The 26,892-nt window shown below is 65.1% G+C and carries 22 protein-coding genes, 1 tRNA gene and 1 pseudogene; 12 read left to right on the top strand and 12 right to left on the bottom strand.

Annotation, left to right across the window (positions count from 1 at the left end; translation table 11 throughout):
- Nucleotides 1–21 precede the first annotated feature (21 nt).
- From coaBC to AC3WJR_RS11390, 4 genes and pseudogenes are all read right to left on the bottom strand, one after another.
- Nucleotides 22–1,198: pseudogene (gene coaBC / locus AC3WJR_RS11405) on the bottom strand (bifunctional phosphopantothenoylcysteine decarboxylase/phosphopantothenate--cysteine ligase CoaBC).
- Nucleotides 1,195–2,274 (bottom strand): hypothetical protein, encoded by a 1,080-nt coding sequence (locus AC3WJR_RS11400; RefSeq protein WP_492725062.1) that lies wholly within the window; start codon nt 2,272–2,274, stop codon nt 1,195–1,197. The pseudogene coaBC and the gene AC3WJR_RS11400 overlap by 4 nt, the downstream one beginning before the upstream one ends.
- A gap of 44 nt (nt 2,275–2,318) precedes the next feature.
- Nucleotides 2,319–3,854, bottom strand: coding sequence for a 2-polyprenylphenol 6-hydroxylase (gene ubiB, locus AC3WJR_RS11395; RefSeq protein ID WP_354281929.1), 1,536 nt, complete (start codon nt 3,852–3,854; stop codon nt 2,319–2,321).
- A gap of 139 nt (nt 3,855–3,993) precedes the next feature.
- Complete coding sequence (locus tag AC3WJR_RS11390; protein WP_492725058.1) at nt 3,994–4,725, bottom strand: class I SAM-dependent methyltransferase; 732 nt, start codon at nt 4,723–4,725, stop codon at nt 3,994–3,996.
- Nucleotides 4,726–4,781: 56 nt separating this feature from the next.
- Here AC3WJR_RS11390 and mutM point away from each other — a divergent pair, with 56 nt between their 5' ends.
- From mutM to dnaA, 3 genes are all read left to right on the top strand, one after another.
- Complete coding sequence (gene mutM / locus AC3WJR_RS11385; protein ID WP_492725056.1) at nt 4,782–5,591, top strand: bifunctional DNA-formamidopyrimidine glycosylase/DNA-(apurinic or apyrimidinic site) lyase; 810 nt, start codon at nt 4,782–4,784, stop codon at nt 5,589–5,591.
- Between the two features lie 107 nt (nt 5,592–5,698).
- Nucleotides 5,699–5,962, top strand: coding sequence for a 30S ribosomal protein S20 (gene rpsT, locus AC3WJR_RS11380; protein ID WP_354281932.1), 264 nt, complete (start codon nt 5,699–5,701; stop codon nt 5,960–5,962).
- A 469-nt stretch (nt 5,963–6,431) separates the two neighbouring features.
- A complete protein-coding gene (gene dnaA / locus AC3WJR_RS11375) occupies nt 6,432–7,835 on the top strand; it encodes a chromosomal replication initiator protein DnaA (protein WP_492726122.1) in 1,404 nt (467 codons plus the stop codon).
- Nucleotides 7,836–7,879: 44 nt separating this feature from the next.
- Here the strand turns inward: dnaA and AC3WJR_RS11370 are convergent, their stop codons facing one another.
- From AC3WJR_RS11370 to yajC, 5 genes are all read right to left on the bottom strand, one after another.
- Nucleotides 7,880–9,064, bottom strand: a complete 1,185-nt coding sequence (locus AC3WJR_RS11370) for a DUF3089 domain-containing protein (RefSeq protein WP_492725053.1) — start codon at nt 9,062–9,064, stop codon at nt 7,880–7,882.
- A 422-nt stretch (nt 9,065–9,486) separates the two neighbouring features.
- Nucleotides 9,487–9,867 (bottom strand): Mth938-like domain-containing protein, encoded by a 381-nt coding sequence (locus AC3WJR_RS11365; protein ID WP_354281934.1) that lies wholly within the window; start codon nt 9,865–9,867, stop codon nt 9,487–9,489.
- A complete protein-coding gene (secF, locus tag AC3WJR_RS11360; RefSeq protein WP_354281935.1) occupies nt 9,867–10,820 on the bottom strand; it encodes a protein translocase subunit SecF in 954 nt (317 codons plus the stop codon). Before secF ends, AC3WJR_RS11365 begins: the two co-directional genes overlap by 1 nt.
- A gap of 13 nt (nt 10,821–10,833) precedes the next feature.
- Nucleotides 10,834–12,420 carry a protein translocase subunit SecD gene (gene secD, locus AC3WJR_RS11355; RefSeq protein ID WP_492725050.1) on the bottom strand — a complete coding sequence of 529 codons (1,587 nt, stop codon included), beginning with the start codon at nt 12,418–12,420 and terminating at the stop codon, nt 10,834–10,836.
- A 4-nt stretch (nt 12,421–12,424) separates the two neighbouring features.
- Nucleotides 12,425–12,772, bottom strand: coding sequence for a preprotein translocase subunit YajC (gene yajC / locus AC3WJR_RS11350; RefSeq protein ID WP_354281937.1), 348 nt, complete (start codon nt 12,770–12,772; stop codon nt 12,425–12,427).
- Between the two features lie 154 nt (nt 12,773–12,926).
- On the opposite strand from yajC, the gene AC3WJR_RS11345 reads away from it, so the two are divergent.
- From AC3WJR_RS11345 to AC3WJR_RS11325, 5 genes are all read left to right on the top strand, one after another.
- Complete coding sequence (locus AC3WJR_RS11345) at nt 12,927–13,238, top strand: putative quinol monooxygenase (RefSeq protein ID WP_492725048.1); 312 nt, start codon at nt 12,927–12,929, stop codon at nt 13,236–13,238.
- Between the two features lie 55 nt (nt 13,239–13,293).
- Nucleotides 13,294–13,989 (top strand): hypothetical protein, encoded by a 696-nt coding sequence (locus AC3WJR_RS11340; RefSeq protein WP_354281939.1) that lies wholly within the window; start codon nt 13,294–13,296, stop codon nt 13,987–13,989.
- Nucleotides 13,990–14,031: 42 nt separating this feature from the next.
- A tRNA-Pro gene (locus AC3WJR_RS11335) sits at nt 14,032–14,108 on the top strand.
- Between the two features lie 265 nt (nt 14,109–14,373).
- Nucleotides 14,374–16,245: an acyltransferase family protein gene (locus AC3WJR_RS11330; RefSeq protein WP_492725046.1), complete on the top strand. Its 1,872-nt coding sequence runs from the start codon at nt 14,374–14,376 to the stop codon at nt 16,243–16,245.
- A 151-nt stretch (nt 16,246–16,396) separates the two neighbouring features.
- Nucleotides 16,397–16,774 (top strand): hypothetical protein, encoded by a 378-nt coding sequence (locus AC3WJR_RS11325; RefSeq protein WP_492725044.1) that lies wholly within the window; start codon nt 16,397–16,399, stop codon nt 16,772–16,774.
- A gap of 3 nt (nt 16,775–16,777) precedes the next feature.
- On the opposite strand, the gene AC3WJR_RS11320 is transcribed toward AC3WJR_RS11325, so the two are convergent.
- Nucleotides 16,778–18,190 (bottom strand): hypothetical protein, encoded by a 1,413-nt coding sequence (locus AC3WJR_RS11320; RefSeq protein ID WP_492725042.1) that lies wholly within the window; start codon nt 18,188–18,190, stop codon nt 16,778–16,780.
- 112 nt (nt 18,191–18,302) lie between these two features.
- Between AC3WJR_RS11320 and AC3WJR_RS11315 the strand changes: the two genes are divergently transcribed.
- Entirely contained in the window at nt 18,303–18,929 is a 627-nt protein-coding gene (locus AC3WJR_RS11315; protein WP_354281943.1) for a response regulator transcription factor, read from the top strand.
- A gap of 34 nt (nt 18,930–18,963) precedes the next feature.
- Here the strand turns inward: AC3WJR_RS11315 and AC3WJR_RS11310 are convergent, their stop codons facing one another.
- Nucleotides 18,964–19,695 carry a response regulator transcription factor gene (locus tag AC3WJR_RS11310; RefSeq protein ID WP_492725040.1) on the bottom strand — a complete coding sequence of 244 codons (732 nt, stop codon included), beginning with the start codon at nt 19,693–19,695 and terminating at the stop codon, nt 18,964–18,966.
- 4 nt (nt 19,696–19,699) lie between these two features.
- Nucleotides 19,700–23,626 carry a PAS domain S-box protein gene (locus tag AC3WJR_RS11305; protein WP_492725038.1) on the bottom strand — a complete coding sequence of 1,309 codons (3,927 nt, stop codon included), beginning with the start codon at nt 23,624–23,626 and terminating at the stop codon, nt 19,700–19,702.
- Nucleotides 23,627–23,762: 136 nt separating this feature from the next.
- Between AC3WJR_RS11305 and AC3WJR_RS11300 the strand changes: the two genes are divergently transcribed.
- From AC3WJR_RS11300 to AC3WJR_RS11290, 3 genes are all read left to right on the top strand, one after another.
- Complete coding sequence (locus tag AC3WJR_RS11300) at nt 23,763–24,302, top strand: glycoside hydrolase family 108 protein (RefSeq protein WP_492725036.1); 540 nt, start codon at nt 23,763–23,765, stop codon at nt 24,300–24,302.
- A 15-nt stretch (nt 24,303–24,317) separates the two neighbouring features.
- Nucleotides 24,318–24,731, top strand: coding sequence for a holin family protein (locus tag AC3WJR_RS11295; protein WP_492725034.1), 414 nt, complete (start codon nt 24,318–24,320; stop codon nt 24,729–24,731).
- Between the two features lie 114 nt (nt 24,732–24,845).
- Nucleotides 24,846–26,768: a S9 family peptidase gene (locus AC3WJR_RS11290; protein WP_492725032.1), complete on the top strand. Its 1,923-nt coding sequence runs from the start codon at nt 24,846–24,848 to the stop codon at nt 26,766–26,768.
- Nucleotides 26,769–26,892: the final 124 nt, after the last annotated feature.

The following is a 26,892-nucleotide window of genomic DNA, read 5'->3' as shown; positions in this document are numbered from 1 at the left end:
AGTGCGGCGGCGGTTTTCTTTCTAATCAGCCAATGCCGTAGCGATCCGCGCCGCAAGCCGGTCTGCCACCTTATCCTTGGGCATTCGATCCCAGCTTTCCGTGCCCGCCTCGGTGATGACATGGACGGTGTTGGCGCTGCCCCCCATCACATCCCCCGACACATCGTTGGCGACGATCCAGTCGACGTTCTTGCGCTGACGTTTGGCGGTCGCATGGGCGATCACCTGTTCGGTTTCCGCCGCAAAGCCGATCAACAGCCTTGGCCGCTGCGGGCTGCGCGCCAGCGTTGCGAGGATGTCGGGGTTTTCGACCAGCCGAAGGACTGGGGTTTCCGCGCCCTTCTTGATCTTCTGCGCCGCGCCCTCGACTCGCCAGTCGGCGACCGCTGCAACCATCACCGCGGCATCCACGGGCAGCGTTGCCTCTACCGCTGCAGCCATTTGCAACGCGGTCTCGACATCGATCCGGTCGACGCCAGCGGGCGTCGGCAGGGTAACCGGCCCGGCCACCAGCGTTACTCGCGCGCCCAGCGCAGCCAGCGCCCCCGCAATCGCAAACCCCTGCTTCCCCGACGACCGATTGGCGAGATACCGCACCGGGTCGATCGGTTCATGCGTCGGCCCGGCAGTCACGAGGATATGCTTGCCCTGCAGCATCCGTGCGTCAGCCACCGAGCATCTGCTGGATCGCTGCAAGGATCGCAGGAGGTTCGGGCAGACGGCCGGGGCCGAACTCGCCACACGCCATCGCGCCCTCATCGGGCTCGAGCACCGTCACGCCGTCGCCGCGCAGCGTCACCACGTTGCGGACCGTGGCGGGGTGTTGCCACATTCGCACGTTCATCGCAGGCGCGGCGAGCACGCGTTTGTCGGTCGCAAGCAACAGTGTCGTCGCGAGGTCGTCGGCGATACCCGCCGCCATCTTGGCCATCAGGTCCGCGGTGGCGGGGGCCACCACCACCAGATCGGCTTCGCGGCTGAGCTGGATATGCCCCATCTCGACCTCGTCCTTGAGGTCCCACAAGCTCGTGTGGACCTGATTTTCGGACAAAGCGGCGAGCGTCATCGGGGTCACGAAATGTGCGCCCCCTGCGGTCAGCACGCATTTGACCGAAATCCCGGCCTTGCGGCACAGGCGGATCAGCTCGCTTGCCTTATACGCTGCGATCCCGCCGCCGATGATCAGCAGGATCTTCATCGCACCAGCCGCGTGACGATGATGCGACGCCGATCGCGCGCACGTGCCACCAGATCGCGCAGGCCATCGGGCGCAAAGGCGAGACCGACGAGGAGCAGCGGTGCGATCATCAATCCCCAGTAGAAGGTGTCGGGACGTCCGAACAGCCCGAGCAACGCGGCATAGCCGCAGAACACTGTCAGGGCGCGCAAAGCGACCGGGTCTGCCCAGCACGCCCATCCGAACAGCGCCAGCCCCACCAGCAGTGCCGCAAGGACTGCAGGGACGACCGCGAGCGCGGTCGACAGCATCATCGTCTTGACGAAAAAGCCGAAGCCGAGCAGCCCCATCCAGCCCGGTGACACGGGATCGGTCGGACGGACGACATCGGCGACCGCATGCGCATGGAAGCCGAGCACCACTGCCAGCACCAGGATCGTAGCGCCCCAGCCGAGCGCCTCGCGCCGATGCCCTTCGGCTAACGCGAGAATCCCCATGATCGCGACATATACCAGAGCGGTCTCGCGGATCAGCATCGCGATCAGCCCGATCGCGACGGCTGTGGTCCACTGGTCATCCCGGCGAAGCGCCAGCGAAAGAGCGATCAGCATACCCGCCCAGATTTCATGGAAGCCGATCAGCCCGCGCTGGATGAAGACGACCATCCCGCCCGCCAGCAACAGCATCGCAAACACCAGCGGTGGCTTCCGGACGAACGCGGCCCTGAAGCGTACGAACCAGGCACCGGCCGTCCCAGCGATCAGCGCAAACAGGACCGCTTGAGTCGCCATCGGCGGCAAATGCGCCTGAAGGACCGCCAGCGCGGGCAGACGAAAGGTGATGAACGGCTGCAGCGGATAGCCGCCGCGCCGCAATTCCTTGGCGGCGACGCCGTAATAGTCCCCGCCCCCGCGAATCCCCGACACGATCGAATCGTACAGCGCAACGTCGGTCTGTACCTCGCCCGTGCCACCTTCGGGCGCGCCCGCCGGGGCGGGGACCGCGAGCGCCAGCAACGTCGCGCCGAGCAGCAGCACCAGCAGCCCGAGCGCCCAGCGTGCTTGCGACCGACTGAGGCCGGCAAAGCGCGACGGCATGGCGAGCCATAGCGGGGCGCCGGTCGGAACGGGTGGTGGGGTGGCTAGCCCCACAACATCCATCCGGCGCCAAGGCTCGCGGCGGCGCTGACGATCGCGACGATCGCATAGCGCCACCCGCCACCGAACCGCACGACCTCGATCTTGCGGAGCGGGGGCTCGGGCGGGGCACCCGGCGGATCGGGAAACCGACGCTCGATATTGCGGATCAGGTCGGGAAGGCGCGCGAAGGTGCGCAGATCGGTGACGATCCGGTCGGCGACCGCGGCCTCCGGGCCCAGTTCGGTGCGAATCCATTCGCGCACGAACGGTGCCGCTGCGTCCCAAAGGTTGATGTCGGGGTCGAGGCTGGTCGCGACGCCTTCGACCATCACCATCGTCTTCTGCAGCAGCAACAGATGCGGCTGCGTCTGCATGTCGAAGTCGCGCGTGATGTTGAACAGCCCGTCGAGCATCATCCCGATCGACATGTCCTTGACCGCCATCCCGCGCATCGGCTCGCCGACCGCGCGGAGCGCGGTCGCGAATTCGGCGACATTGTGGTGCGAGGGGACATAGCCTGCCTCGAAATGGATCTCGGCGACGCGTTTGTAATTGCCCGTGATCAGCCCGTAGAGGATCTCTGCCAGCCACACCCGCGCGCGCCGGTCGATCCGGCCCATGATCCCGAAGTCGATTGCGGCGATCTTGTTGCCGGGCAGCGCGAAGAGATTCCCCTGATGCATGTCGGCATGGAAGAACCCTTCCGCGATGGCCTGACGCAGGAACGCATGGACCAGCGTGTCGGCAAGCTGCGGCAGGTCATAGCCCGCCGCGATCAGCGCAGGGCGGTTCGACAGCTTGATCCCGTTGATCCACTCGAGCGTCAGCACCTTGCCGGTGGTGCGCTGCCAATCGATCTTGGGGACGGTGAAGTCGGGCTCCGCCTGCATCGAATCGGCGAGTTCGGACGCGGACGCCGCCTCGCGCCGCAGATCGAGTTCGCGCGCGGTCCAGCGTTTGAATGTCTCGATCGTCAGGCGCGGGCGTAGCCGCGAAAGTTCGCCGCCCATCGCCTCGACTTGCGCGGCGGCCCATTCGTACGTGTCGATCGCGCGGGTGAAGTCTTCCTCGACCCCGGGGCGCAGCACCTTGATCGCGACGGTGCGGCCGTCGGTCGTCACCGCGCGGTGGACCTGCGCGATCGAGGCTGCCCCCACAGGGACGGGCTCGATCGACTGGAAGAGCTCGGCCGGATCGCGCTGGAACGCGCGCGTTAAGGCGGCGTGGATCGTCTCGTAGGGGACGGGGGGCAGTGCATCCTGCAACCGCATCAGATCGAGCGCGGCGGCATCGCCGACCATGTCGGGACGAGTGGCGAGCGTCTGGCCGAGCTTGATCGCGGCGGGACCGATCGCCTGGAGCGCATCGGCATAGCGCGGCACCTTGGGCACACGCGCGCCGAACCGCGCGATCCGGGCGAGGCGGCGCACCGGGGCGGGAGTGTTAGGATCGCGCTCGATGCCGCGCAGCGCCCCGTGGCGCGCGAGGATGCGGCCCCATTTGAGCAAGCGCCAGAGATGGACAGCAGGCGCGGTCATATGTTTCTCCCCTCCCCTTCAGGGGAGGGGTCGGGGGTGGGGCTGAGCTGGGTGGTTGCGCCGAATTGGGCAGCTGCGCCCGCTACGGCCCCACCCCAACCCCTCCCCTGAAGGGGAGGGGCTATAAGCGTCGGGGTCATCAAATCTTCCAGCCGTGGTGAATCGCGACCAGCCCGCCCAGCATCGGTTCCACACCGGTCTGGATAAACCCAGCGTCGCGAATCATCCCCTCGAAGGTCGGCATGTCGGGAAAGCGCCGGATCGATTCGATCAGATAGCGATAGCTGTCCGCATCCTGCGCGAGCAGCTTGCCGAGCTGGGGCACGACCTTATGTGAATAGGCGTCGTACACGTCAGCGAACCCGGGCCACACGGTGGTCGAAAACTCCAGGCAGAAGAATCGCCCGCCACGACGCAATACGCGGTGCGCCTCGCGGAGTGCCTTGGGAATGTCGGTCACGTTCCGGATCCCGAACGCGATCGTGTACGCATCGAAGAATCGGTCGGGGAAGGCGAGCGTCTCGGCGTTCGCCTCGGTCCAGACGAGGCCGTCCATCCCGCGCTTGGCCGCGCGCTCCATCCCGACTTCGAGCATCTGCGGGTTGATGTCCGCAACCGTCACGCTCGCGCCGGACTCGGCGATGCGGAACGCGATGTCGCCGGTGCCGCCCGCCATGTCGAGGATCTGTTCGCCCTCGCGCGGTTTGAGGCGGCGGACGAAGCGGTCCTTCCACAGCCGGTGCATGCCGCCCGACATTGCGTCGTTCATGATGTCATAGCGTGCAGCGACGCTGGAGAAGACGCCGCCGACGCGGGCGGTCTTTTCGGAGGCGGGGATGTCTTCGTAGCCGAAGGAGACTGTATCGTTCATGGCCCCCGCTCTAGCCAGTGCTTGTGGCGCGGGCAAACGCAACCTAGCTGATTGCGATGCCAGAATTGCCCGAAGTCGAAACCACCGTGCGGGGCCTGCGCCCCGTGCTCGAAGGGCAGCGCATCACCGCGGTGCAGATCCGCCGTCCCGACCTGCGACGGCCGTTCCCGGAGGACCTCGGGCAGCGACTCACCGGCGCGAAGGTGACCGCGCTCGGGCGGCGCGCGAAATACGGGCTGATCGATACGACCCGCGGCGACACGATGATCTTCCACCTCGGCATGTCGGGGCGGTGGCGAGTCGATCCCGCCGAGGTCCTGCCGCACGACCATCTGATCCTGGAGACCGCGACGCACCGGCTGGCGCTCAACGACGCGCGGCGGTTCGGTTCAGTGGATCTTGTCGAGACCGGGTCGCTCGCGGCCTTCCCCGCTTTCCTGACGCTTGGTCCCGAACCGCTTGGGCCGGACCTTACCGCTGCCTATCTCCACCGGATGCTCAAGGACCGGATCGCGTCGATCAAGCTGATGCTGCTCGACCAGCGGATCGTCGCGGGGCTGGGCAACATCTATGTCTGCGAAGCGCTGTTCCTTGCCGGCATCTCGCCCAAGCGCGCGGCGGGGAAGGTGTCGCGTGCGAAACTCGATCGACTCGTGCCGGCGATTCGCAGTGTGTTGCTCGCCGCGATCGAGGCGGGTGGGTCGACCCTGCGCGATTATGCCAAGCCAGACGGCGAGCTCGGATATTTTTCCAAGCAGTTCGCGGTCTATGGGCGGGAAGGGCAGCCGTGCGCCTGTGGTGGGCTGGTCCAGCGCTATGCCGAAGGGGGGCGATCGACCTTCTGGTGCCCGACCTGCCAACGCTAATTATGGCATGTGTTCTTGACCGACCCCGTGCTTGTCGGTAAGGGCAGCGGCTTCCGGGGCCGGGAGACTTCTCCCGCCCTTTCTTATTTCTAAAGTCAGAGGGCTTCATGGCGAACACGCCACAGGCGAAAAAGCGTATCCGTCGCAACGCTGCACGGGCACTGGTGAACGGCAACCGCGTCGGCCGCATCCGCACCTTCGTCAAGAAGGCTGAGGCTGCGCTCGAGTCCGGGGACAAGGTCGCGGCAACTGCAGCCATGCTGCAGGTTCAGCCCGAGTTGATGCGTGGCGTCGCCAAGGGTGTGCTCCACAAGAACACTGCCTCGCGCAAGTTCGCACGACTGACGAAGCGCCTCACCGCGCTCGCCTGAACGCGCGTTCTCTAACGATCAATTCGCCCGCCGGACATCGTCCGGCGGGCTTTTTGTCGTGCCGTGTACATCGTTCGAAAGATGGATTTTCACCGCGGGAAGAACATCGCAAGAACAGTTTTTGTCCCGTTTCTGGAAAGCGTGGTTTTACTGCGATTCGCATAACCTTCACGGAAGTGTAACGATTGAAAATCCAACGATTTCAACAGATTGTGCGATTTTTGACGCGAATCCTTGGCTGAATCCGAGTCAATCCCGATTATTTCAGAAATCTGACCGGGGCAGGGATTGATAGACTCGGCCGGTTCTTCATAACTGGCCCTCCACCGCGCAGACGATCGTCTCGCGACTCATTTCGAATGGCGCGTTCAGGCGGACTTGATTCCGGCTGTGGGGGTTTTTGTCCGTTGTATATCAAGGCTCCGCCAGCTTGGCTGGGGGGCCGGGGAAGGGTTTTGTCGTGGCATTTTTGGGGCAGGGGGTAGCGATCGCGAACAACCATAGCGCCGCCGAAACGCAGGACGACATGGTTGCGCAGGCATGGGCCACGGTCCGTGCTAATCTTCGCGAATCATCGGGCGTACGGTTGTTCGATCAGTGGCTTAAGCCGATCGTCTTGATTCCCGGGAGCGACCTGGACGCAGTGCGTCTGGGGTTGCCGTCGGCATTCATGACAAATTGGGTACGGAATCATTACGCCGACCGATTGTTGCACGAATTCCGCGTGCTGATCCCGGCGGTGCGCAGCGTTTCGGTCGAAACCGTCGCGCGGTCAGCGCAGGTCGTGACGATCGACACGTTGCCGGCACCGGCCAACATTCAGCCGGCGGAACCGGTGCCGACGATCGAGCGCCCGTCGCTCGATCCGCGGTTCACCTTCGACCGGTTCGTGGTCGATCCGTCGAACCTCGTCGCCTACAACGCGGCGGTCGCGTTGACGCAGCCGGGGGCACCGCGGTTCAGTCCGCTGTTCCTCCACAGCGGCACGGGGCAGGGCAAGACCCACCTGATGCACGCGATCGGTGCCGCCTATCTCATGGCGGTCCCCGGTGCGCGCGTCCTGCTGATGTCGGCCGAGCGGTTCATGTACGAATTCGTCCAGGCGCTCCGCACCCGCGAGACGCATGCGTTCAAGACACGGCTGCGCGCCGCCGACCTGCTGCTGATCGACGATCTTCAGTTCATCGCGGGCAAGGACGCGACGCAGGAAGAGTTCTTCCACACGATGAACGAAGTGATGGGCGCGGGTAAGCGGCTCGTCATCTCGGCGGATCGCTGCCCGCAGGGGCTCGACGGCGTGGAACAGCGGATCACCTCGCGGCTGTCGTGTGGCCTGGTGGCCGACATCAAGGCACCCGACCTGGCGCTGCGTCGCCGCGTGCTCGACCGCAAGCTGGCCGACATGCCGAATGCGCAGGTTCCGGTGGCGGTGCTCGATTTGCTCGCATCGCGGATTACTGGCAACATCCGTGACCTCGAAGGCGCGCTCAACCGCGTCGTCGCTTATGCGCAGCTCAGCAACGTCGAGATCGATCTCGACTTCGCGATCGCGACGCTCGGCGACGTGCTCCGCGGGGCCGAGCGCCGGGTCACGATCGACGAGATCCAGAAGGCGGTCTCGGCGCATTTCGAGATCAAGCCGATCGATCTGGTATCGGCGCGTCGCGCCGTCGTCGTCGCGCGTCCGCGGCAGATCGCCATGTATCTGGCCAAGCGTCTCACCACGCGGTCGCTTCCCGAGATCGGGCGCAAGTTCGGCGGGCGCGACCATTCGACCGTGATCCATGCGGTCCGCCGGATCGAGGATCTGCGCGACAAGGATCATGAAATCGACAGCTCGGTGCGCACGCTGCTGCGCCAGCTGGAAGGGTAAGGGAGCGGTCCCGGGCAACCGGGACCTCCCCGACCGAGCGCCTATCAGCCCGCGGCGGCGGGCGGGTTCTTCGCAAGCCAGGCCTTTGCCTGATCGTCGGTCAGCTCGACCAGATCGCCCATGACGACCGGCAGGTCGAGCAGATGGAGCCCCCAGTCGGGTAGCGCCTTGCCGCCATACATTACATCGCCGACGATATGATCGGTGCGCTTGTCCGCCGGGTTGGCATTGGTCGTCACCGCCAGATAGGACGCGGTGCCGGACGTGACGCAGCGCGTGCTGAGCAACCCAGGTACCTTGACGAAGCCGGTCGTCACCACGGCGCCGTCCTGGCTCCACGCCCCTTGCGAGGCGCTGGCGATCCCCGCACCGCGCGCGCCGAGATAGGCGTCGGCAGGCTTGACCACACCGTCGAGCGCGGCGGGGTCGACACAGGCGACGGTCATGCCGGGTTGTGCCGCGATCCCGAAGCGGCTGTTGGCGGGCGGCGGCGCATCGGCGCGGAAGCTGACGTAGCTGACCACGCAACCGCTATCCTTGTCGCTATGGCACAAAGGCGTCGACTTGAAATCGCCGCCGACGTCCTTGCCCGCGGGGACCGCAACGTTGGTGCCGGGAATGATGACGGAGATGATCTGTCGTTGGACCGGCGTCCCTTCGATCGCTTTCGCGACCAGCTCCTTGAGGATCCCCGACCCCTGGCTGTGCCCGATCAGCACGACGCCGCGCCCGTGATTGTCATAGGCGAGATATTCTTCCCACGCCGCCTTTACATCGGCGAAGGCGCGCGCACGATCTCCCTTCATCGGCTGCCCCAGCATCGCGTCGCGCAGTGCGAGCAGCGTGACCTGGCGGTAGAGCGGCGCGAACACGCGGCAATGCTTGGCGAAGCGCCCCGCCTGATGCGTCGCGACGGTGATCTCTTCGGGGCCCGCGGTCATGTCGCTGTTGGGCGACGCATCGAGCGACACCGTCGGATAGACGTAGAAACAGTCGAACTTGGGTGTGTCGTCGCGCGAGAATCGCTCGATCGATTGCGTCCCGTCGGCCCGGATGATCGTCGCGTCCTGGTTGGCGGCGCATGCGTCGGTGCGACCCGGACGGCACAGCCAGGCATCGGGGTTGGTGTATTTCGGTGTGGCCTCGGCCGTCGGTGCGGGGGCGGGGGTCTGTGCTAACCCCCCGACGGGCATTGCGGAGGCCAGCAGGATGGCGGCAAGCGATTTCATCATAGGATCCCGACCTCTTGGCGCGACGTTTCCACCACGGCGCTTTCCCGGCCATTGCCGGGGAAGCGCCATTGTCATCGCAAGCACATATCTTGGGGAACATTAGCGCGGCGAGTCAGCCGGTCAAAGCGGATAGAGCGCGCCGACCACCCCGCGACCCCCTCCGTGTAGCACGAGCCCGGCACGGGCCACCGCACGCCCGTCCTATGCCTCGACGGCGCCAGAGAACGCAGGGCAGGGGCGGGACGTATTCCCAGAATAGCGCTTCCCCGGCGAATGCCGGGGCCCAGTCGCGGCGCGCAAGGTCGAGCGCGCGACGCCCGATCAGCCCGCCCTCTGCTGGGCCCCGGCCTTCGCCGGGGAAGCGCCATGGTCAGCGCGAGCATACATCGTGAGATACAGAAGCGCCGCGCGTCAGCCGATCAAAGCGGGTAGAGCGCGCCCACGACCCAGCGGCCCTCACCGCGCAGCACGGCCCAGGCACGCGCCGCCGCACGGCTGTCCATCGCCTCCACCCCGATGCCCTTCGCCTCGAGCGCGCGGACGAACGCAGGGGCAGGACGCCGCATCGTTGCGCCCGTCCCGAGCAGCAGGAACTCCGGTGCCGGATCAAGCGCGATCAGGTCGCCGAGCGACTCAGGCGACAGCGTCTCGAACGCAGGCGCATCCCACTCGGCCACGGCTTCAGGGGCGATCGTCAGCGCGCGGTACACTCCCCGGAAATCCCCCGCCTCGACCTTGAAGCCGTTGGGGGAGAAACCGGTGATCGCCGGACCCGATCCGCTGGCGCGGTCGATCTGCATCAGCGCGCCTTCGGGGTGCCCGTCACGGCGACGGGCTCCGCCTGGCTCGGGTCGGGGCGCAGCCCGAGCGAAATCAGCAGCGACGACGACACGTAGATCGACGAATAGGTGCCGACGAAGATGCCGAGGATCATTGCCGCGGTAAACCCGCGCAGCACCGGGCCACCGAAGATCAGCAGCGCGAACAAGGCGAGCAGGATCGTGACCGAGGTCATCACCGTGCGCGGCAACGTCTCGTTGACCGACAGATCGACGATCGCGGACATATCCATCTTGCGATAGCGGCGCATATTCTCGCGGATGCGGTCATCGATGACGATCTTGTCGTTGATCGAATAGCCGATGATCGTCAGCACCGCGGCGACGATGTTGAGGTCGAACTCGAACCCGCTCAGCGCGAAGAAGCCGAGCGTCATCAGCACGTCGTGGACGATCGCCACGACGGTCGAGACGCCGAACTGCCATTCGAACCGGAAGATCGCGAACAGCCCGATCCCGACGACTGCGAGAACGACCGCGAGAATGCCCTTCCAGATCAGCTCACCCGAGACCTTGCCGCTGACCGAATCCTGCCGCGAGAAGCGCGCATCGGGGAAGTCGCGCGAGATCGCGACCTGGACCTGCTGGACGATGCGGTTGGCAGCACCTTCGTCGGTGCTCTCGGGCGGGGGTAGCTTGATCGAGATGGTATTGTCGTTGCCGACCGACTGGAGCCGCGCTTCGCCCAGCTCCAGATTGTCGATGGTCGTCCGCAGCTTGTCGAGCGACGGCGGCGAAGCGAACTTCTCCTCGATCATCAGCCCGCCGACGAAATCGACGCCGAGGTTGAGCCCGCGTGTGAACACCAGCGCAAGCGCGGCGACCGACAGCAGGATCGTCAACCCGAACGCCCATTTGCGCAGGGAAACGAAGGGGAGGTTGGTGTTGTCCGGAACGATTTTCAGCAGGCGCATGGTGTCTGGCCGATCAAATGTTGATGTCGGTCGGGCGGTTGCGGCGAATCCACAACACCACGAGCATCCGCGTGAAGGTAACGGCGGTGAACACCGAGGTGGCGATGCCGATCAGCAGCACGACCGCGAAACCCTTCACCGGACCCGAGCCGAGCATCAGCATGATGAGGCCCGAGATCGCGTGCGTCGCATTCGCCTCGAAGATCGTCCGGCTCGCTTCCTTATAGCCGAGCTCGACCGACTGGATCACGCTGCGGCCACGGCGACGTTCCTCGCGAATGCGTTCGTTGATCAGCACGTTCGCGTCGACCGCGGTACCGATCGTCAGCACGAAGCCCGCGATCCCCGGCAGCGTCAGCGTCCCGTTGAGCAAAGCGAGCACGCCCATGATGACGACGACGTTGATGATGACGGCATAGTCGGCATAGAAACCGAAGCGGCCGTAGGTGACGATCATGAACACGATCACCAGGATCACCGCGATCGCCGAGGCGCGGACGCCGGCGTTGATCGATTCCTGCCCGAGATCGGGGCCGACGGTGCGTTCCTCGACGATCTTGAGCGAGATCGGCAATTTACCCGAGCTGAGCGCGATCGCGAGGTTGTTCGCGGATTCGACCGTGAACGAGCCTTCGATGTAGCCCGCCCCGCCGAGGATCGCGGTGTTGATCCGGGGTGCCGAGATGACCGCGTCGTCGACGATCACCGCGAACCGCTTGCCGGTGTTCGCCTGGGTGATTGCGGCGAACTTGCGCCCGCCCTCGGCGTTGAAGCTGAAGTCGACGATCGGGGCGTTGTCTTCCTGCTTGAACGACTGTTTCGCGGTCAGCAGCTGGTCGCCGGTGATGATCGCCTGACGCTTGACGAGGATCTTCGCGCCGGGGCCACCCTCGGGATAGGGGAGCGCCTGCGTGCCCGCCGGGATAATCCCGCCGGGGACATAGGGCTGGTCCGCGACCATCTTGAATTCGAGCTTGGCGGTCTTGCCGATCAACTCGCGCAGCGCGCGCGGATCCTTGAGGCCGGGAACCTGCACGACGATGCGGCTGGTGCCCTGGCCGACGATCGTCGGCTCCTTGGTGCCGAGCTTGTCGATGCGGGTGCTGACCACGTCCCGCGCGGTCGACATCGCTTCCTTGATCGACGCGTTGATGCCCGCCTCGGTCGGGGTCATCACGATCCGCGACGAATCGACCACCTGAAGGTCCCAGTCGCGCTGGCCGGTCAGGCCGACCCCGCCGGTCAGCTTGTTGAGCCGCTCGCGCGCTGCATCAAGCTGCGTCACGTTCCGCAACATGAAGCTCAGCTTGCCGTTGTCGGTCGCGATGTCGCCAATCGGGATCACCGGGTTGAGCGCCATTTGCGTGACGATCTGCTCGCGCATCGCCTCGAGCCGGTTTTTGACCAGCTCGTTGGTGTCCGCCTCGAGCAGCAGATAGCTGCCCCCCGCCAGATCGAGCCCCTTGTTAACCCGCGGATGCGGGAACGCGCCCCAGCGGTCGGTGACCGACTCGGGCAGAAAACTCGGGATCGCCAGCGCCATCAGCGCGGCGAGGAAAGCGAAGATCGATATGACCTTCCAGCGGGGGAAATCGAGCATCGGATCAGTCGTTCGCGGGCTTGGAGCCGAGCGGCGTCACTTCGGCGAGGGTTGCCTTGACGACGCGGATGCGCGTCGTGGGCGCAATCTCGACTTCGACGAAGCGGTCCTCGACCTTGGTCACCTTGCCGACGATGCCGCCTGCGGTCACGACCGAATCACCCTTCTTGACCGCGTTGATCGCCGCAGCCTGATTGCGTGCGCGCAATTGCTGCGGGCGCAGGATCATGAAGTAGAAGGCGACGAAGACCAGCAGCAGCGGGCCGAAGTTGACGAGCAGCGACAGAAATCCGTCGGGGCCAGCACCGGTGGCGGCGCCTGTGGTCTGGGCAGAAGCTGGGGTGGCGAACATGGGCTACCTTGGTAAAGCGGACCCGCCTGCACGCAACCGTCGTGCGGGCAAGGGACATGCGGGATTGCGGGACGAAGACGCCCCGCTACAAGCAGCGCGCGCTATCATCTCACGCGCGCCGGTGCAACGGATCATGACTTCAGGAGACGCGAACATGACGATCCTCGTCCTCGGGCACATCAAGACCGCACCGGGCGATGCCGCCCGCATCAAGGACTTGCTGGCCGCACATGTCGCGCGCGTCGAACAGGAAGACGGTTGCGAATTCTACGCCTTTTCGTTCGACGTCGCCGACCCGGACATGATCCGCATCGCCGAGCGCTGGGTATCGGAAGACGCGCTCGCCGCGCACGGACAGGCCGACCACCAGAAAGCCTTCGGGCGCGCTTTGCGCGATCTCGGCATTGTCGAGATGAGCGTGAAGACCTGGGACGGCAGCTTCTCGCGGACCCTGATCGGCGATTGAGCCGTTGGCTCAGTCGGATGGTTAACAACGGTCGGCAAACCCTGTGGCAAAACGCATGATGGTTCGGTTCGGGACGGGGCTCGCAACCGCGGGGGCGGTCGCCTTATGGTGTGGCGCCGCACCTGCGGTAGCGGCCGAAAGCAGTCGCGAGACGCTGACCCAGACCGCGTTCGGCGCATCGGATCGCCCCAGCGCGTTGCGGCAGATCGCCAATGTCGAGGCGAATGCCGCGGCCACGCTGTTGCGCTCCCCCGGCGACGTCGAGGCGCAACTGACGCGCGCGCTGGCGACGAGCTACCGGGCGAAGCTGACCAACAGTCGTGCCGACGCGCTGCAAGCAAAGGCGCAGTTCGAGGCGATCACCGCGCGCAACCCGCGCGATGCGGAGGCACAGGCAGCGCTCGGTGCGTGGCATCTGAGTGCGGTCAAATCGCTCGGTGGGCTGGTCGCGCGTGGCGCGCTCGGTGCGCGCAAGGCGTCGGGGCTCGACGCACTCGACCGTGCAGTTGCGCTCGGCGGGCAACGCGCGCTGTTCCCGGGGCTGGCAGCGTTGTTGCGGCTTGCGATCGACCCCAAGGACCCGGTCGGCGCATCGCTGGCGGAAACCGCGGCGCGCGCGGCGACTCCGACCGCGCTCGACCGGATCCTTCAGCGCCGCGCCGTTCTGCTGATCGCGCCGCTGAAAAATGGCGACGCACGCGGGGTTCAGGCGCTTGCGAACCGCTTATTACCGCTTGGTCAATTCAAGTGACTTGCATCCGTCGCATTCTCGGCCTAACGCGCCTGCCTCGGTCGGGGCGTAGCGCAGCCTGGTAGCGCATCACACTGGGGGTGTGGGGGTCGCAGGTTCGAATCCTGTCGCCCCGACCAGAGATTTCACATCCTGCCAGTTGAACACGCCAGTAACGCCTTGCGGCGACGGCATCACGCGCGTGTGCGACGCCCGACGTTGGAGAGATGTGCTTCCCAATAGCTTGGTCGTTTGACCTCGAACCAAAGTACCGCTTCGAAAAAGGTTGTGTTCTGCCCGAACGCCGTCATGAACTTGTCGACGGGTGGTATCCGCATCGTCATCAAGACGTGCCGATCGAGCGTCGTGTAAAGCTTTGGTCAAGGCATATGCTCGGGATCACCAATGCAACACGATGCGACGTCGACGGGACACCGTGCGGACATTGACGGCCTGCGAGCCCTGGCAGTCTTGCCGATTACCTTCTTTCACGCCGGTATCCCGGGTTTTGGCGGCGGTTACGTCGGGGTCGACATCTTCTTCGTCATATCAGGCTTTCTGATTACCCGGATCATCGACCGTGACGTGACGGAGGGACGGTTCAGCTACGGGGACTTTTACGAACGCCGGATCCGTCGGATTTTCCCGGCGCTCATCGGTATGCTTACGGCCTGCATCGCCGCTGCCTATTATTTCGTGTTGCCCACCGAAATGCATGCATTCGCATTGAGCGTGCTGGGAACGCTGCTTTTTGCGTCCAACATCGTGTTCTGGCGGCAGTCGGGCTATTTCGACATCAATGCCTATGACAAGCCGTTGCTGCACACCTGGTCGCTCGGGGTCGAAGAGCAATTTTATATCGGTTTCCCGATCATTCTTGCGGTCATCATCCGGTATTTCCCCGCGCAACGCCGGTTGCTGGTTGCCCTGCTGGCAGTGGTGTCGCTCGCGGCCTGTATTGTCCTGACCCCGGTCAAACCGATGGCGACCTTCTACCTGATCCCGACGCGCGCCTGGGAACTGCTGGCTGGATCGCTGATCGCGCTTGGGGCCGTTCCCAAGGTTCGTTCGGCGTTCATCCGGGAAATCGCTGCGGCGTGCGGGATCGTCCTGATCGTCACCGCGATCGTCCTGTTCGATCCGCAGACCGGCTTTCCGGGCGTGGCGGCGATGCTGCCGGTTGGGGGCGCAGCACTGATCGTGTCCTACGCGCCCGGAACGCGGGCGGGCCAGGTGCTTGCCTTTCGTCCTTTCGCGTTTGTCGGGTTGATCTCCTATTCGTTGTATCTCTGGCACTGGCCGCTGATTGTCTTTGCGCGGCGATTGCCGCTGCCCGGGACGGCCCTTGATCATGCGGTGGGTCTGGTCATCGTTTCCCTGGTGATGGGCTACCTTTCCTGGAAGTTCATCGAGACACCGTTCCGCAATAGGTTGCGGTTCGCCCGCAAGCACGTGTTCGGGTTTGCCGCCGCGAGTGGGGCCATCCTGCTGACGGTCGGCGGGGCGTTTGCGCTGAGTACCGACGGTCTCGTCGGGCGGCGGTTTTCGCCCGAAGTGCTGGCGTACGATGCGGGTCGGCTGGACTCCAGTCCCGAGCGTGACCGGTGCCATCCTCTCGATGGCCTGGCCCCGCCGGAGAAAGCGTGCGTCTTTGGCGGCAAGACCGAGCATACGGCCCTATGGGGTGACAGCCATGGCATCGAACTGGCCTACGCGCTCGGCAGCCCGGCCCATCCACTGCGGTCGCTGACATATTCGGGCTGCCCGCCCGCCACGGGGTTCATCGTGCCCGAACGTCCGGCGTGCGTCGGTCATAACGCGCTGGTCCTGGACTATCTGAGAGCCAGCACGCGCATCCATACCGTCATTCTTGCGAGCTTTTTCGCATGGAACCTCGACGACCCGCACTATCGGCGTGGTATGCTGGAGAGCATCCGGGCGCTGCAGCGGAGCGGGAAAACGGTCTTCCTGCTTGGTCCGACACCAGCCGAAGTGGGCGAGGATCTGCCCCATTACCTGCTCCTGACCGGCACTCGCGAGATCCGCGTTCAGGACTATCGCACCCGGCAGGCATCCACGATCCGGTATGTACAGTGGCTTGGGCGATCGGGCGTAGTCGTCCTCTGGCCAAGCGATGTTTTCTGCTCGCCCACCACGTGCCGCCTGACCACCGGTAATCGGCCGATCCTGTTCGACAGCCACCATTTGACCGTGAGTGCCGCCCGCGATCTGGCGCGGCGCTTTACGCCGCTGATCTGGCCTCCGGCGGCACCGTGAGCAATGCGGGCGGTGGGTCGGGCACCACCCACACCGCGATTCGTCAGCCAGAGTGGCAGACACGACCAGTATTGTTGCCGTGGCATCCCATAGCACGCTACAGCCGCCCCCAGCATGGCGTTTGCGCCGTGCGCTTGTCCGGAGAATATTCTTGCGTCGTCAAACCATTCTACTGTCGCTGGCCGTTGGCCTGTCGCTCGTTCCCGCCGCTGCGACCGCGCAGGCCGCCGACCCGGACGTGCGGTGCATGCTGGTCAGCAACGTCTTCGCCGAGAAGGAAGCCGACCCCAAGAAGAAGCAGGTCGCGATCATCTCGGTCGCTTATTATCTCGGCCGGGTCGACGCCAAGCTGTCGCCTGCGCAGTTCCGCAGCGCGGTCGTCGCGGTCGGCAAGGAACCGATGGGCAAGGACATCGCTCAGACGATGACCAATTGCGCGCGCGGCCTCCAGGCCAAGCAGATCGCGACCGCCGAAATGATCCAGGGCGTCGCGAAGAGCCAGCAACCTGCGGCCGCCGCCAAGAAGTAACGTCTAGCCCATGACCCGCGCCGCGATACTGCCCAGCAGGATCGCGGCGAAGGGACCGATCGCCAGCATCTGCCGCCAGTGCGGCACCGCCCATGTCGCGGGTTGGCCGAGCAACAGCGCCGCCGCCACGCCTGTCGCGGTAATCGTCCACAGATGATAGCGCACTTCGGACGCCACGCTGAGCGGCAGGTAGCTGAGGGCGTAGAGCAGCGCCGACCATGCAAGCGCAGGCGCGATGTTGCCCGCCCCACCCGTGCCAGCCCCGCCGTCTCCCCCGCCGAGTGATGGGCGCAACACCACCAGGCCGAACGCCAGCGCGATCCAGCAGGCTGGCCAGCCGAGCGGGGTGGCGAGACTCGCGATCGCCAGCGTTGCGATACTATCGCGCAGCGTGCCGGGTGTGACCGCATAGCCCCAGCGATTGGGATCGGACTCGAGCGACAGTCCGGGCAGGTCCGCATCCTGCACGAAAGCGCGCGTATTGCGGTCAAAATGGGCGAGCCTATGTGCCACATAGGCGCCCGGATGGTCGGCAATTGCAGCAATCCACCAGCGATAGGCTGCGTGGTTTGCGTTTAGCGGCGCCCGCAGCGTGGCGAAACCGATCGCGCAGGGTTCGTCCACCCACCATGCGTAGCTGTCCCAGGAGATCGGCGAATAGCAGGCGCGGTTGACCGCGACCGGATCAGTGACGCCGGTCGGGGGGAAGACGTCAGCGTTCGCAAAGCGTCCGATCCCGCCGAGATCGTAGATCACGAGCGACAGTTCCACCCCGCTGCGGTCCGCCCGTAACGCCGCATTGGCGAGGGGGAGTGCGAGGACGAGCGGTACGATCGCAAGCGTGGCGGTCGCGGCTAGCCGTGGCAGCGATCGTCGCCACGCGGCAGGCGCGAGCGCGACAAGCAAGGGAAGGCACGCTGGCACTGCATTGAAACGGAGCGATGCGGCGGCGATCAGTAGCATGGCGGCGCAGATCCGGGGCCAATGCACAGTCGGACTGGTGACAGCGACCAGCCCTGCTGCGAACAGCAAGGCGCCCGCGAACAGGCTGTCCTTCAATATCGTGCCGATCAGCACCAGCGCGATCGGCGAGACCGCCAGCACGAGTATGGCGACGACCGGCCCCCGCATCCCGCGACGCAGCGCAGCGAGCGCGAGCAGCCCGGTCCCGGCCCAGTAGAGTATCGCCTGCACCACCAGCATCGGCGCTGGTCCGGCGGCAATACGCCGCAGCAGGTGCCACAACCAGTTCATCGCGGGCGGATGCCAATCGTCGTAATGGCCGCTGACGGCCTGGCCATATTGGCGGATCGCATCCCAGGTCATGATTCCCGGCCAGAAAACTGCCAGCTGGGTGATGATTCCGGCGGCGATCAGCAGCGTAACGATCTGCACCGAAAGTGTGGCTCTCCGCATGGATTGCGGTTAGCATGACGAACCCATCGGCCGTCACGCAAGAATTACGAAGGATTGCAATTCTGCGCGGGAGGATCGACTATAAGTGGGATATATCCGGGGGAGTATTGTTTTGACTCAGGCTGTATTGATCGCAGACGACCATCCGATGTGCGCGGCAGCGCTGGCAATGGCGACCGAACAGGTTGCGCCGGGCGCCGACACGGTCAAGGTGGGGACGATCGCGGAGGCGGTCGCCGTAGCGGAGCAGCGTCGCTTCGACCTGATCTTGCTCGATTTAATGTTGCCCGATGTGCAGGGGTTCGCGGGCTTGCTGATGCTGCGCCGGCTCCAGCCGCGCGCCACCGTAGCGATCGTCAGCAGTACCGACGATCCTGCCGTCATGCGCCGCGCCGCACGCGAGGGGGCGAGCGGCTATATCCCCAAGAGCGCCCCGATGAGTGCGATGGTTGGCTCGATTCGGACGCTAATGACGGGCGGAAACGCGTTTCCGGCGGAGATGGCGCAGACAGATAGCGACGTCGTGACGCTCCCCTCCCGTATCGGCGAACTGTCGCCTGCGCAATTTCGCGTCCTGCGCGCCGCCGCGGATGGCAGCCAGAACAAGCAGATCGCCTATGAACTCGGGATTGCCGAAACGACCGTGAAGACGCATTTTGCGCAGATCTTCCGCAAGCTCGGCGTTACCAACCGGACCCAGGCGATCCTGGCGTTGCAAGCGCTGGACGTCGCTGCGTGATGCCGTTTAGTCGTTGATGTAGAACGACATTATATCAGATGGTAGTGGTCGCTCGTGCCTCTTCGATCGCGGCCATCGTGCGGACGGCAAGCCCTGTCAGGGCGTCGCTTGTGCGACATTCGCCACGTTCGATCGCCAGGCACGCCAGCGCGAGATCGAGCGCGCCGATCCCGTTGCACGCCCCGCGCAAGGCATGCGCCTCGCGTTCCGCCCGGACGTGATTGCCTTCCGCGAGCGCTCCGGCGATCGCTTCCGTGCGCGCCCCGATGTCGCGCACCATCATCTCGAGCAACCGGTCCGCATCCGCGTCGCCAACCGCGCCACGCAGGTCGGCAAGGCGGTCGCAATCAAGCAGCGTTTCCGGCGCGGTGGCGGTGGCGGGCGACAAGTCGGCGGCGGGGGCAGGGGCGAGCAGCGCGGTGACCTTCTCGACCAGTTCCTCGGGCGCGAAGGGTTTGCGAACATAGGCGTTCGCGCCGGCATCCAGCGCCATCTTGACGTGCCATTCGCTCCGCCGTGCGGTCAGGATCACCACCGGAAGATCCCGGAACATCGCCGATGTCCGCATCTCGCCAAGGATCGCGAGACCCGTCTTCCCGGGTAGCGCGCAGTCGAGGATCACCAGATCGGGACCGCTATCCCACAGGCTGTCGAGCGCATCGGCACCGTCACCCACCGGCAGAACGACATGGCCAAGCGGCGTCAGCGTCCGCGCGACGATCGCGCAGATCAACTCGTCGTCATCGACGATCACGATGCGGGCCATCGCCTTATCCCGCCTGCCGCACGCGGTGCAGTTGCGCGTGACCCGATTGGAGCACCGTGTCGCGCGCCGCCCCGGCGGGGATGTCGAGCCCGTCGTCGATGTCCCGCGCTACCGTGCCGAGCTTGCCGCGGCCGAAGAAGGCCGCGGTGCCCGCCACCTGATGCAGCGCGTGGCGCAGCGCATCGATCGCGGCGGCATCGACCGTATCCAGCGCGATTGTGGCGTCATACAGCGCGAAGAGGTTGCGCACCCGTGCATCGAACTGCGCCTGGAGATCGGCGTCGTCACTGGTTGCCTGGGGCACGACCGGCGGCTGTTTGGGCACTGCCCAGCGTCGCACGATATCGTCCAGCGCACCCATCTGCACAGGCTTCGCCAAATGTCCCTGCATTCCCGCCGCGACGCAGCTTTCGACGTCGCTGGCATAGGCGTTGGCGGTCAGCGCGACGATCGGGAGCGTTTCCGCCGAGATGCCCGCGTCTCGAATCCGTTTGGTCGCTTCGATCCCGTCGAGTTCCGGCATTTGCATGTCCATCAATATCAGCGCGAACGGCGTAGCCGCGCTCCTGGCACGTTCGACCATCGCGATCGCTTCGAGCCCGGTACGGGCAATGGCGGGACGATAGCCAAGCCGTGTTAGCATAGCCTTAATGAGCGTCTGGTTGACCTCATGGTCTTCGGCAACGAGCACGCGAGCACCCGGTACGGCGGGCAGCGCAGGGGCGGCGGCGCGCGTCGGGGTGGTGACGGACTGTTCCGCGGGCGCGACGATCAATGGGAGGCGCACGGTCACCGTCGTCCCGACGCCGACCGTGCTGGTGAGCGAGATCGTGCCGTCCATCAAGTGCGCAAGCTGGTTCGAGATCGCGAGGCCGAGCCCGGTGCCACCGTGCCGACGCGAGGTGCTCACATCCTCCTGGACGAATTCGTGAAAGATCGCGCCCTGGCGATCCTCCGCAATGCCGACACCGGTATCCGCGATCGCAACGACGATCATGGCATCATCGCATGATACGCTCAGTCGAATCGATCCGCGTTCGGTAAACTTGGCCGCGTTGCCGAGCAGGTTCAGCACGATCTGTCGCAAGCGCAGCCCGTCGCCGATCACCGCGTTCGGGACGGAATCAGCGACGTCGACCTCGAGCGCGATCCCTGCCGTGGTGGTGAGCGGCATGATCAACCGCGCACAACTCCGGGCGAGGTGATGCCAGTCGACGCGGTCCTGCGCGAGCGTGACATGCCCCGCCTCGATCTTCGACAGATCCAGGATGTCGTTGAGCAGCCGCATCATCGCCTTGCCGGAATCTGCAATCATCTGGAGCTTCTGCTGCTGATCCTTGCGGGGATTTTCCGCGAGCAGCAGTTCGGTGAAGCCGAGCACACCGTTCATCGGCGTCCGGATTTCATGGCTCATGTTGGCGAGGAAGCTCGATTTCGCCTGCGCCGCGACTTCGGCATGGCGTCGCGCGGAATCGAGCTCGAATTCGAGCCGCTTGCGTTCGGAAATGTCGCGCACCGAGGAGATGATCTCGCGTGGCTCGCCCGTCACGGGGTCGCGCACCAGCCCACTGTTCGACTCGAGCCAGCGCCAGGTGTCGGGCTGATCGACGCGTTTCATGCGATAGGCGATCACGCGCCGATCGATCAGCCCCGCGCCAAGCGCCCGATGCGTCCTGAGTACGTCTTCGACATCATCGGGATGGTATCCACGCAGCATGTTGCGCCCGACCAACTGATCAGGCCGCAATCCGACGAGATCGAACACCGATGGGGAAACGTACAGGCAAACCCCATCGATCGACGTCCGGAACACCGCATCGGTGGCGTTCTCCGCCAGCAGCTTTAACTGCTCGGTTCGCTCGCGAAGGGCTGCTTCGGTGGCTTTGCGAAGCGTGATATCGACGTTGACGCCGATGAAACCGATCTGCCGGCCGGAATCGTCCCACTCGCTGGTGGTGATCGTCTCGACCCAACGGATCGATCCGTCGGGGCGAACGAAGCGGAATTCGGTGCGAAGCTCGCGCGACTCGAGTACGGTCTCGCGCCATTCCGTGCGCAAACGCTCCAGATCGTCGGGGTGAACCGACGGGATCCACCCGTCCCCGGATGCCTGTTCCAGCGTCAGCCCCGCCACATCCAACCAGGCGCGATTGGCATAGACGATACCGCCTTGCGCATTGGAGCGGTAGATGCCCGCCGGCGACAGTGCCGCCAGTGTCTCGAACAGTCGCTTGCTCTCCGCCAGCGCAATTCTGGCGCGCCGTTGTTCGGTGATGTCGACGACCGCGCCGACGTATCCCGTCAGAACACCCTGGCTGTCGAACTCGGCGCTGTTGACGCTTTGCACCCACAGCTCGCCACCCTTGGGATCGTGGAAGGCAAAATCCCGAACCTTGATCGTCCCGGGCGTGAGCCCATGCCAGGCGGGTTCGCGCACGAAGGTTCCGGGGTCGACCAACGCCTGCATCCAGCCGGTCCCGAGCGATTCCTCGACCGAGAGGCCGATCTTGGTCGCCCAGGCGCGGTTGACGTAGGTGAGGCCGCCATCGGGGCCGGCCCGGAAGATGCCGACGGGCGCCGCCTCGGCAAGCCGGCGGAACCGGACTTCGCTGTCCTCGAGGGCGCGTTGTGTCGCGACTGCGGCCGTGATGTCGCGGATCGTCCCGATCGTGCCGTCAAACGTGCCATCCGCACTGGCGAGGCGGCGCAACGTCACCTCGATGTGGCGGGATTCGCCAGATGCCGTGTAGAACCGCTGCTTGAGTGTGGTCTCCTCGATCTCGCCCGAGACAATCCGTGGATAGTGTGTAGCCGCATGCGTGCGGTCTTCCGGATGGAGCAGCCGCGCGGTGTGCCAGCCAAGACTTTCCTCGACCGAATAGCCGGTCAGGGTTTCCCATGCGCGGTTAAGGAAGATCCATCGCCCCTCGGCGTCTGTCCGGAATACCGCTTCCTGCATCGCGGCCAGCAGCGTATCCGAGAAATCGCGCGCATATTTCAGTTCGGCCCGCGTACGATCCCGCGTGCTGAGAACCGAGGCGAACGGCAGACCGATCCCGAACGCGGTTGCCAGCAGCACCTGCAAAACGTGGATCCGCATGCTGAAGGGCACGTCGATCAGCCACATCGGCCCCGATCCGCGGAGCGTCTCGACGGTCGCGATGACCGACACGACCAGGATCGTCGCCGCCGTACCGATGATGCCCAGACGCATCGCGGCGACGATCATCATCGGCAGACACAGGAACGCCAGCGGATAGCGCGTTTGCCCGAACACCACGATTGCGAGCGCCGCGCTGCCCAGCAGGATTCCCGCGATTTCCGGGAACCGCGCGCGATCGACTTCATGGCGGCGCGGCCAGGCGTCGATCGCGATCAGCGCGACCGGTCCGGTGATCAACATCCCAAGTCCGTTGGCAAGTGACCACGAAAGCCACGCGCGCCACACGATCCATTCCCCAGGAGGGGCCAGGCGCAATGCCACCGCGAAGCCCGAAATCGCCGGCGCGACAACGGCACAGCACAGTACGTAGCGCGTCACGTCGGCGATCTCGCGCATGTCCGGGCGGCTTGTCCGACCGAGCGTGAACAGCCAGCATCCGAACATCGCCTCGGCGACGTCGATCAGCGGAAACATGAGGTTCGCCCCGACCGAACCCGACGCCGCGACGCTGGCTGCGACGAGCCCGATCAACGTTGCGACGATCCATCCGGCTGAGCGGGCCCAGCCGCCTCGCAGAATGGCGGCGGTCAGCAACGCATTGGGGAGCCACAAGGCCGCGATCGATTCCTCGCCGACCGACCACACGATCCCGATCCAGGCAAGCGCGAAGATCGTCGCGCCGAATAGGCACCGCGCAAGCAACCAGCCGACCCGATGGGCCCACTGCGTCTGCCGATCCTGCTTTGGAGGTAAAAGCGCTGCTGTCATGGGCCCTTGGAAACCAGGGTTGGATGCACGGCCTTGAATAGCAAATCGCAGACAGGCTGTCGTGGATCACATGCGGTATGCCCGTGGCTGTCCTACACAAACCAAAAAGGTTACATCGCTCGTCATGGAGGATGCCATGACGATTGACGGACTGATCGACGACGTGCTGCGACGGGAGGGAGGATACGCGCATGATCCCGCCGACGCTGGCGGCGAAACGCGGTACGGGATCACCGCAGCGGTCGCGCGTGCGCACGGATATGCGGGGCCGATGCGCGGCCTTCCCATCGCAACTGCGCGGCAGATCTACCGCGAAGCCTATTGGGAACGGCCGCGGCTCGATGCGGTCGCAAAACTGACACCGAACGTTGCCGCTATTCTGTTCGATACCGGCGTGAATATGGGAGTGGTGGTTGCTGTCGCGTTTTTGCAGCGAGCGCTTAACGCGCTCAACCGCGGCGCGCAGGACTATCCCGATGTGCAGCCTGATGGTGTGATCGGGCCAGCCACAATCGCAGCATTGAACGGTTTTGCTACGCGTCGCGGCGCAGGCGGCGATGCGGTGCTGGCCAAGGCGGTCGAGGCGCTGCGAGGAGAGCGGTACGTCGCCCTGGCGGAAGCACGCCCGGCAAATGAAACGTTCCTCTACGGATGGCTGTCAAACCGTATTGGTTAAACATGGGAGTTGAACATGGGATTGCTGGATGGACTCATCGGTCCGATCGCGGGGATTATCGACAAGATTGTCCCGGACCCGAAAGCACGCGACGAGGCGAAGCTGAACCTGCTTGCGTTGCAAGGCAGCCAGGAACTGGAACAAGTCAAGACGCAGATGGCGGCGATCATTGCCGAGGCTCAATCGACCGATCCCTGGACAAGCCGCGCGCGACCGAGCTTTCTGTATGTGATGTACGCACTGCTGTTGTGGGCAATCCCGATGGGGCTGATCGCGGCGGTCCGGCCGCAGATGGCGGCGGACATCGCAGCCGGCATGAACGCCTACCTCTCCCGCATTCCAGAACCGCTCTATGCGCTCTTCGGGACCGGGTATCTTGGCTACACTGCAGCACGTTCCTGGGGGAAGGCGCGCGGACTGGAGAAGTAACGCAATGCCGGATGGTGGATCGGGACAGGGGAGATGGCGAGGGGACGGGACGCTCGGCCGATTGCCTCGCAGTTTTACTGTGCTATCCCACTCCATCACTCCCGGAGTATCCTGATGCGCCCGATCTTCGCCTTGTTGACTGCCGCCGCCACTACCGCCCTGGCGATGCCCGCAATGGCCGCTGCGCCACCAGCGGTGCACGGCTATGGCAGCCTCGCCATCTCGGGGCAGGGCGACAAGATCGCCAGTGTCGACACAAGCGGCGGCAAGGGGACGATCACGATCCGCGCGGTACGTGGCGGCAAGGTGCTGCGGAGCTTCGATCCCTGCCGCAGTGCATGCACCTTGTCCGGGCTGACGTTCGCGCCCGACGGGACGCTGGCCTGGCTTGCGCGCGATCGTACCGCGGGGACGGTGACGCTGGCGGTGGACCGCAATGGTACCGCGCGGAGCATCGCCACGATCAAGGGTATTGCGCAAACTCCGCGTTTCGCGCCCAACGGTAAGCGGCTTGCCCTGTTGGTGACGATCGGGGCCGCCAAGGAATCGGGGGCGGCTCAAGCGGGCGTCCGGCAGGTCGGCGAGATCGGCGAGAAGAGCGACGAGCAGCGGCTGGCGGTGTTCGACGTCGATGGCGCACCCGTGGCGGCGGATGCCGTTAAGCCGGTGTCCCCGGCGGACCGCTACATCTATGAATATGACTGGATGCCCGACGGCAAGGGTTTCGTCGTTACGTCCGCGCTCGGCAACGGCGACAACAACTGGTGGGTGGCGACGCTGGATGCGGTAGATGCGGCAACCGGCGCGGTGCGGACGATCGCTAAGCCGACGACGCAACTCAACTTCCCGCGCGTCTCGCCGGATGGCACGACCGTCGCTTACATCGGCGGCCTGATGAGCGACTTCGGCTCGGTCGGCGGGGACGTGTGGACGGTGCCGTTCGCCGGCGGCGCGCCACGCAACGTCACGCCCGATGCGCGGCTGACCGTAACGTCGCTCGAATGGACCGACCGACTGATCCGCGGCACTGCGTTGCGCGGCGACCGGGCAGGGCTGTTCACGGTATCGGCGGACCGCTCGGACGGTTTCGGCTGGTCGCGCCCGGCCAGCCTCGCGGCGGGGGATGCCAAGGCTGCGTGGAGCGCGGATGGCCAGACCGTTGCGACGGTCTCCCAGGATTTTACCCACGCACCGGCGATCTTTGCCGGGCCGGTGACCGCGCCGGTACAGATAACGCACGATAACGACGCTATTCCGGCGACGATGACAGCGCGCTCGATCAGTTGGAAGAATGAGGGCTTTACCGCACAAGGGTGGCTGTTGGCACCGCTCGATGCCGATCCTGCCAAAAAGGCGCCGATGATCACGATCGTCCATGGTGGGCCGTCGGCGGCGAACACGCCCTATTTCGGTGGGGGCTACAGCGATCTGCTGGACGCGGGCTATTACATCTTCCTGCCCAATCCGCGCGGCAGCTTCGGACAGGGCGAAGCCTTCACCGCGGCCAACAAGCGGGATTTCGGCGGGGGCGATCTGCGCGATATTCTCACCGGGATCGACGCGGTTGAGAAGGTCGCGCCGATCGACGATGCGCGGCTCGGGCTGACCGGGGGCAGCTACGGCGGGTTCATGGCGATGTGGGCGAACACCCAGACCAACCGCTTCAAGGCGATCGTCGCGGGGGCGGGGCTGTCCAACTGGGTCAGCTATTACGGCACCAACGGGATCGACCAGTGGATGCTGCCGTTCTTCGGCAAGACGCTGTACCAGGAGCGCAAGGCGTATGAGGATGTCTCCGCGGTCAATTTCATGACGCGCGCGAAGACGCCGACCTTCATCTACGTCGGGGAGCGCGATATCGAGGTGCCGCCGACTCAGTCGATCGAATATTGGCACGGGCTGAAGGACCAGGGCGTGCCGACGTCGCTGGTGATCTATCCGGAGGAGGGGCACGGGATTCGCGCGCCGGCGAATGCGGCGGATGTGCGCAAGCGGTCGCTGGCTTGGTTTGATCGGTATTTGAAGGTGGGGTTGTGATCCCGACTTGCGGCTAACGAGACAAGCCCCTCCCCTTCAGGGGAGGGGTTGGGGTGGGGCAGTTTAGCAAAACCAACGTTTGCAATCTGCACTGCCCCACCCCCATCCCCTCCCCTGAAGGGGA

The organism is Sphingomonas sp. FW306-05-A (assembly GCF_058782275.1).
Note: the sequence above shows the minus strand (reverse complement) of the source record. Positions and strands in the feature narration are given on the sequence as shown.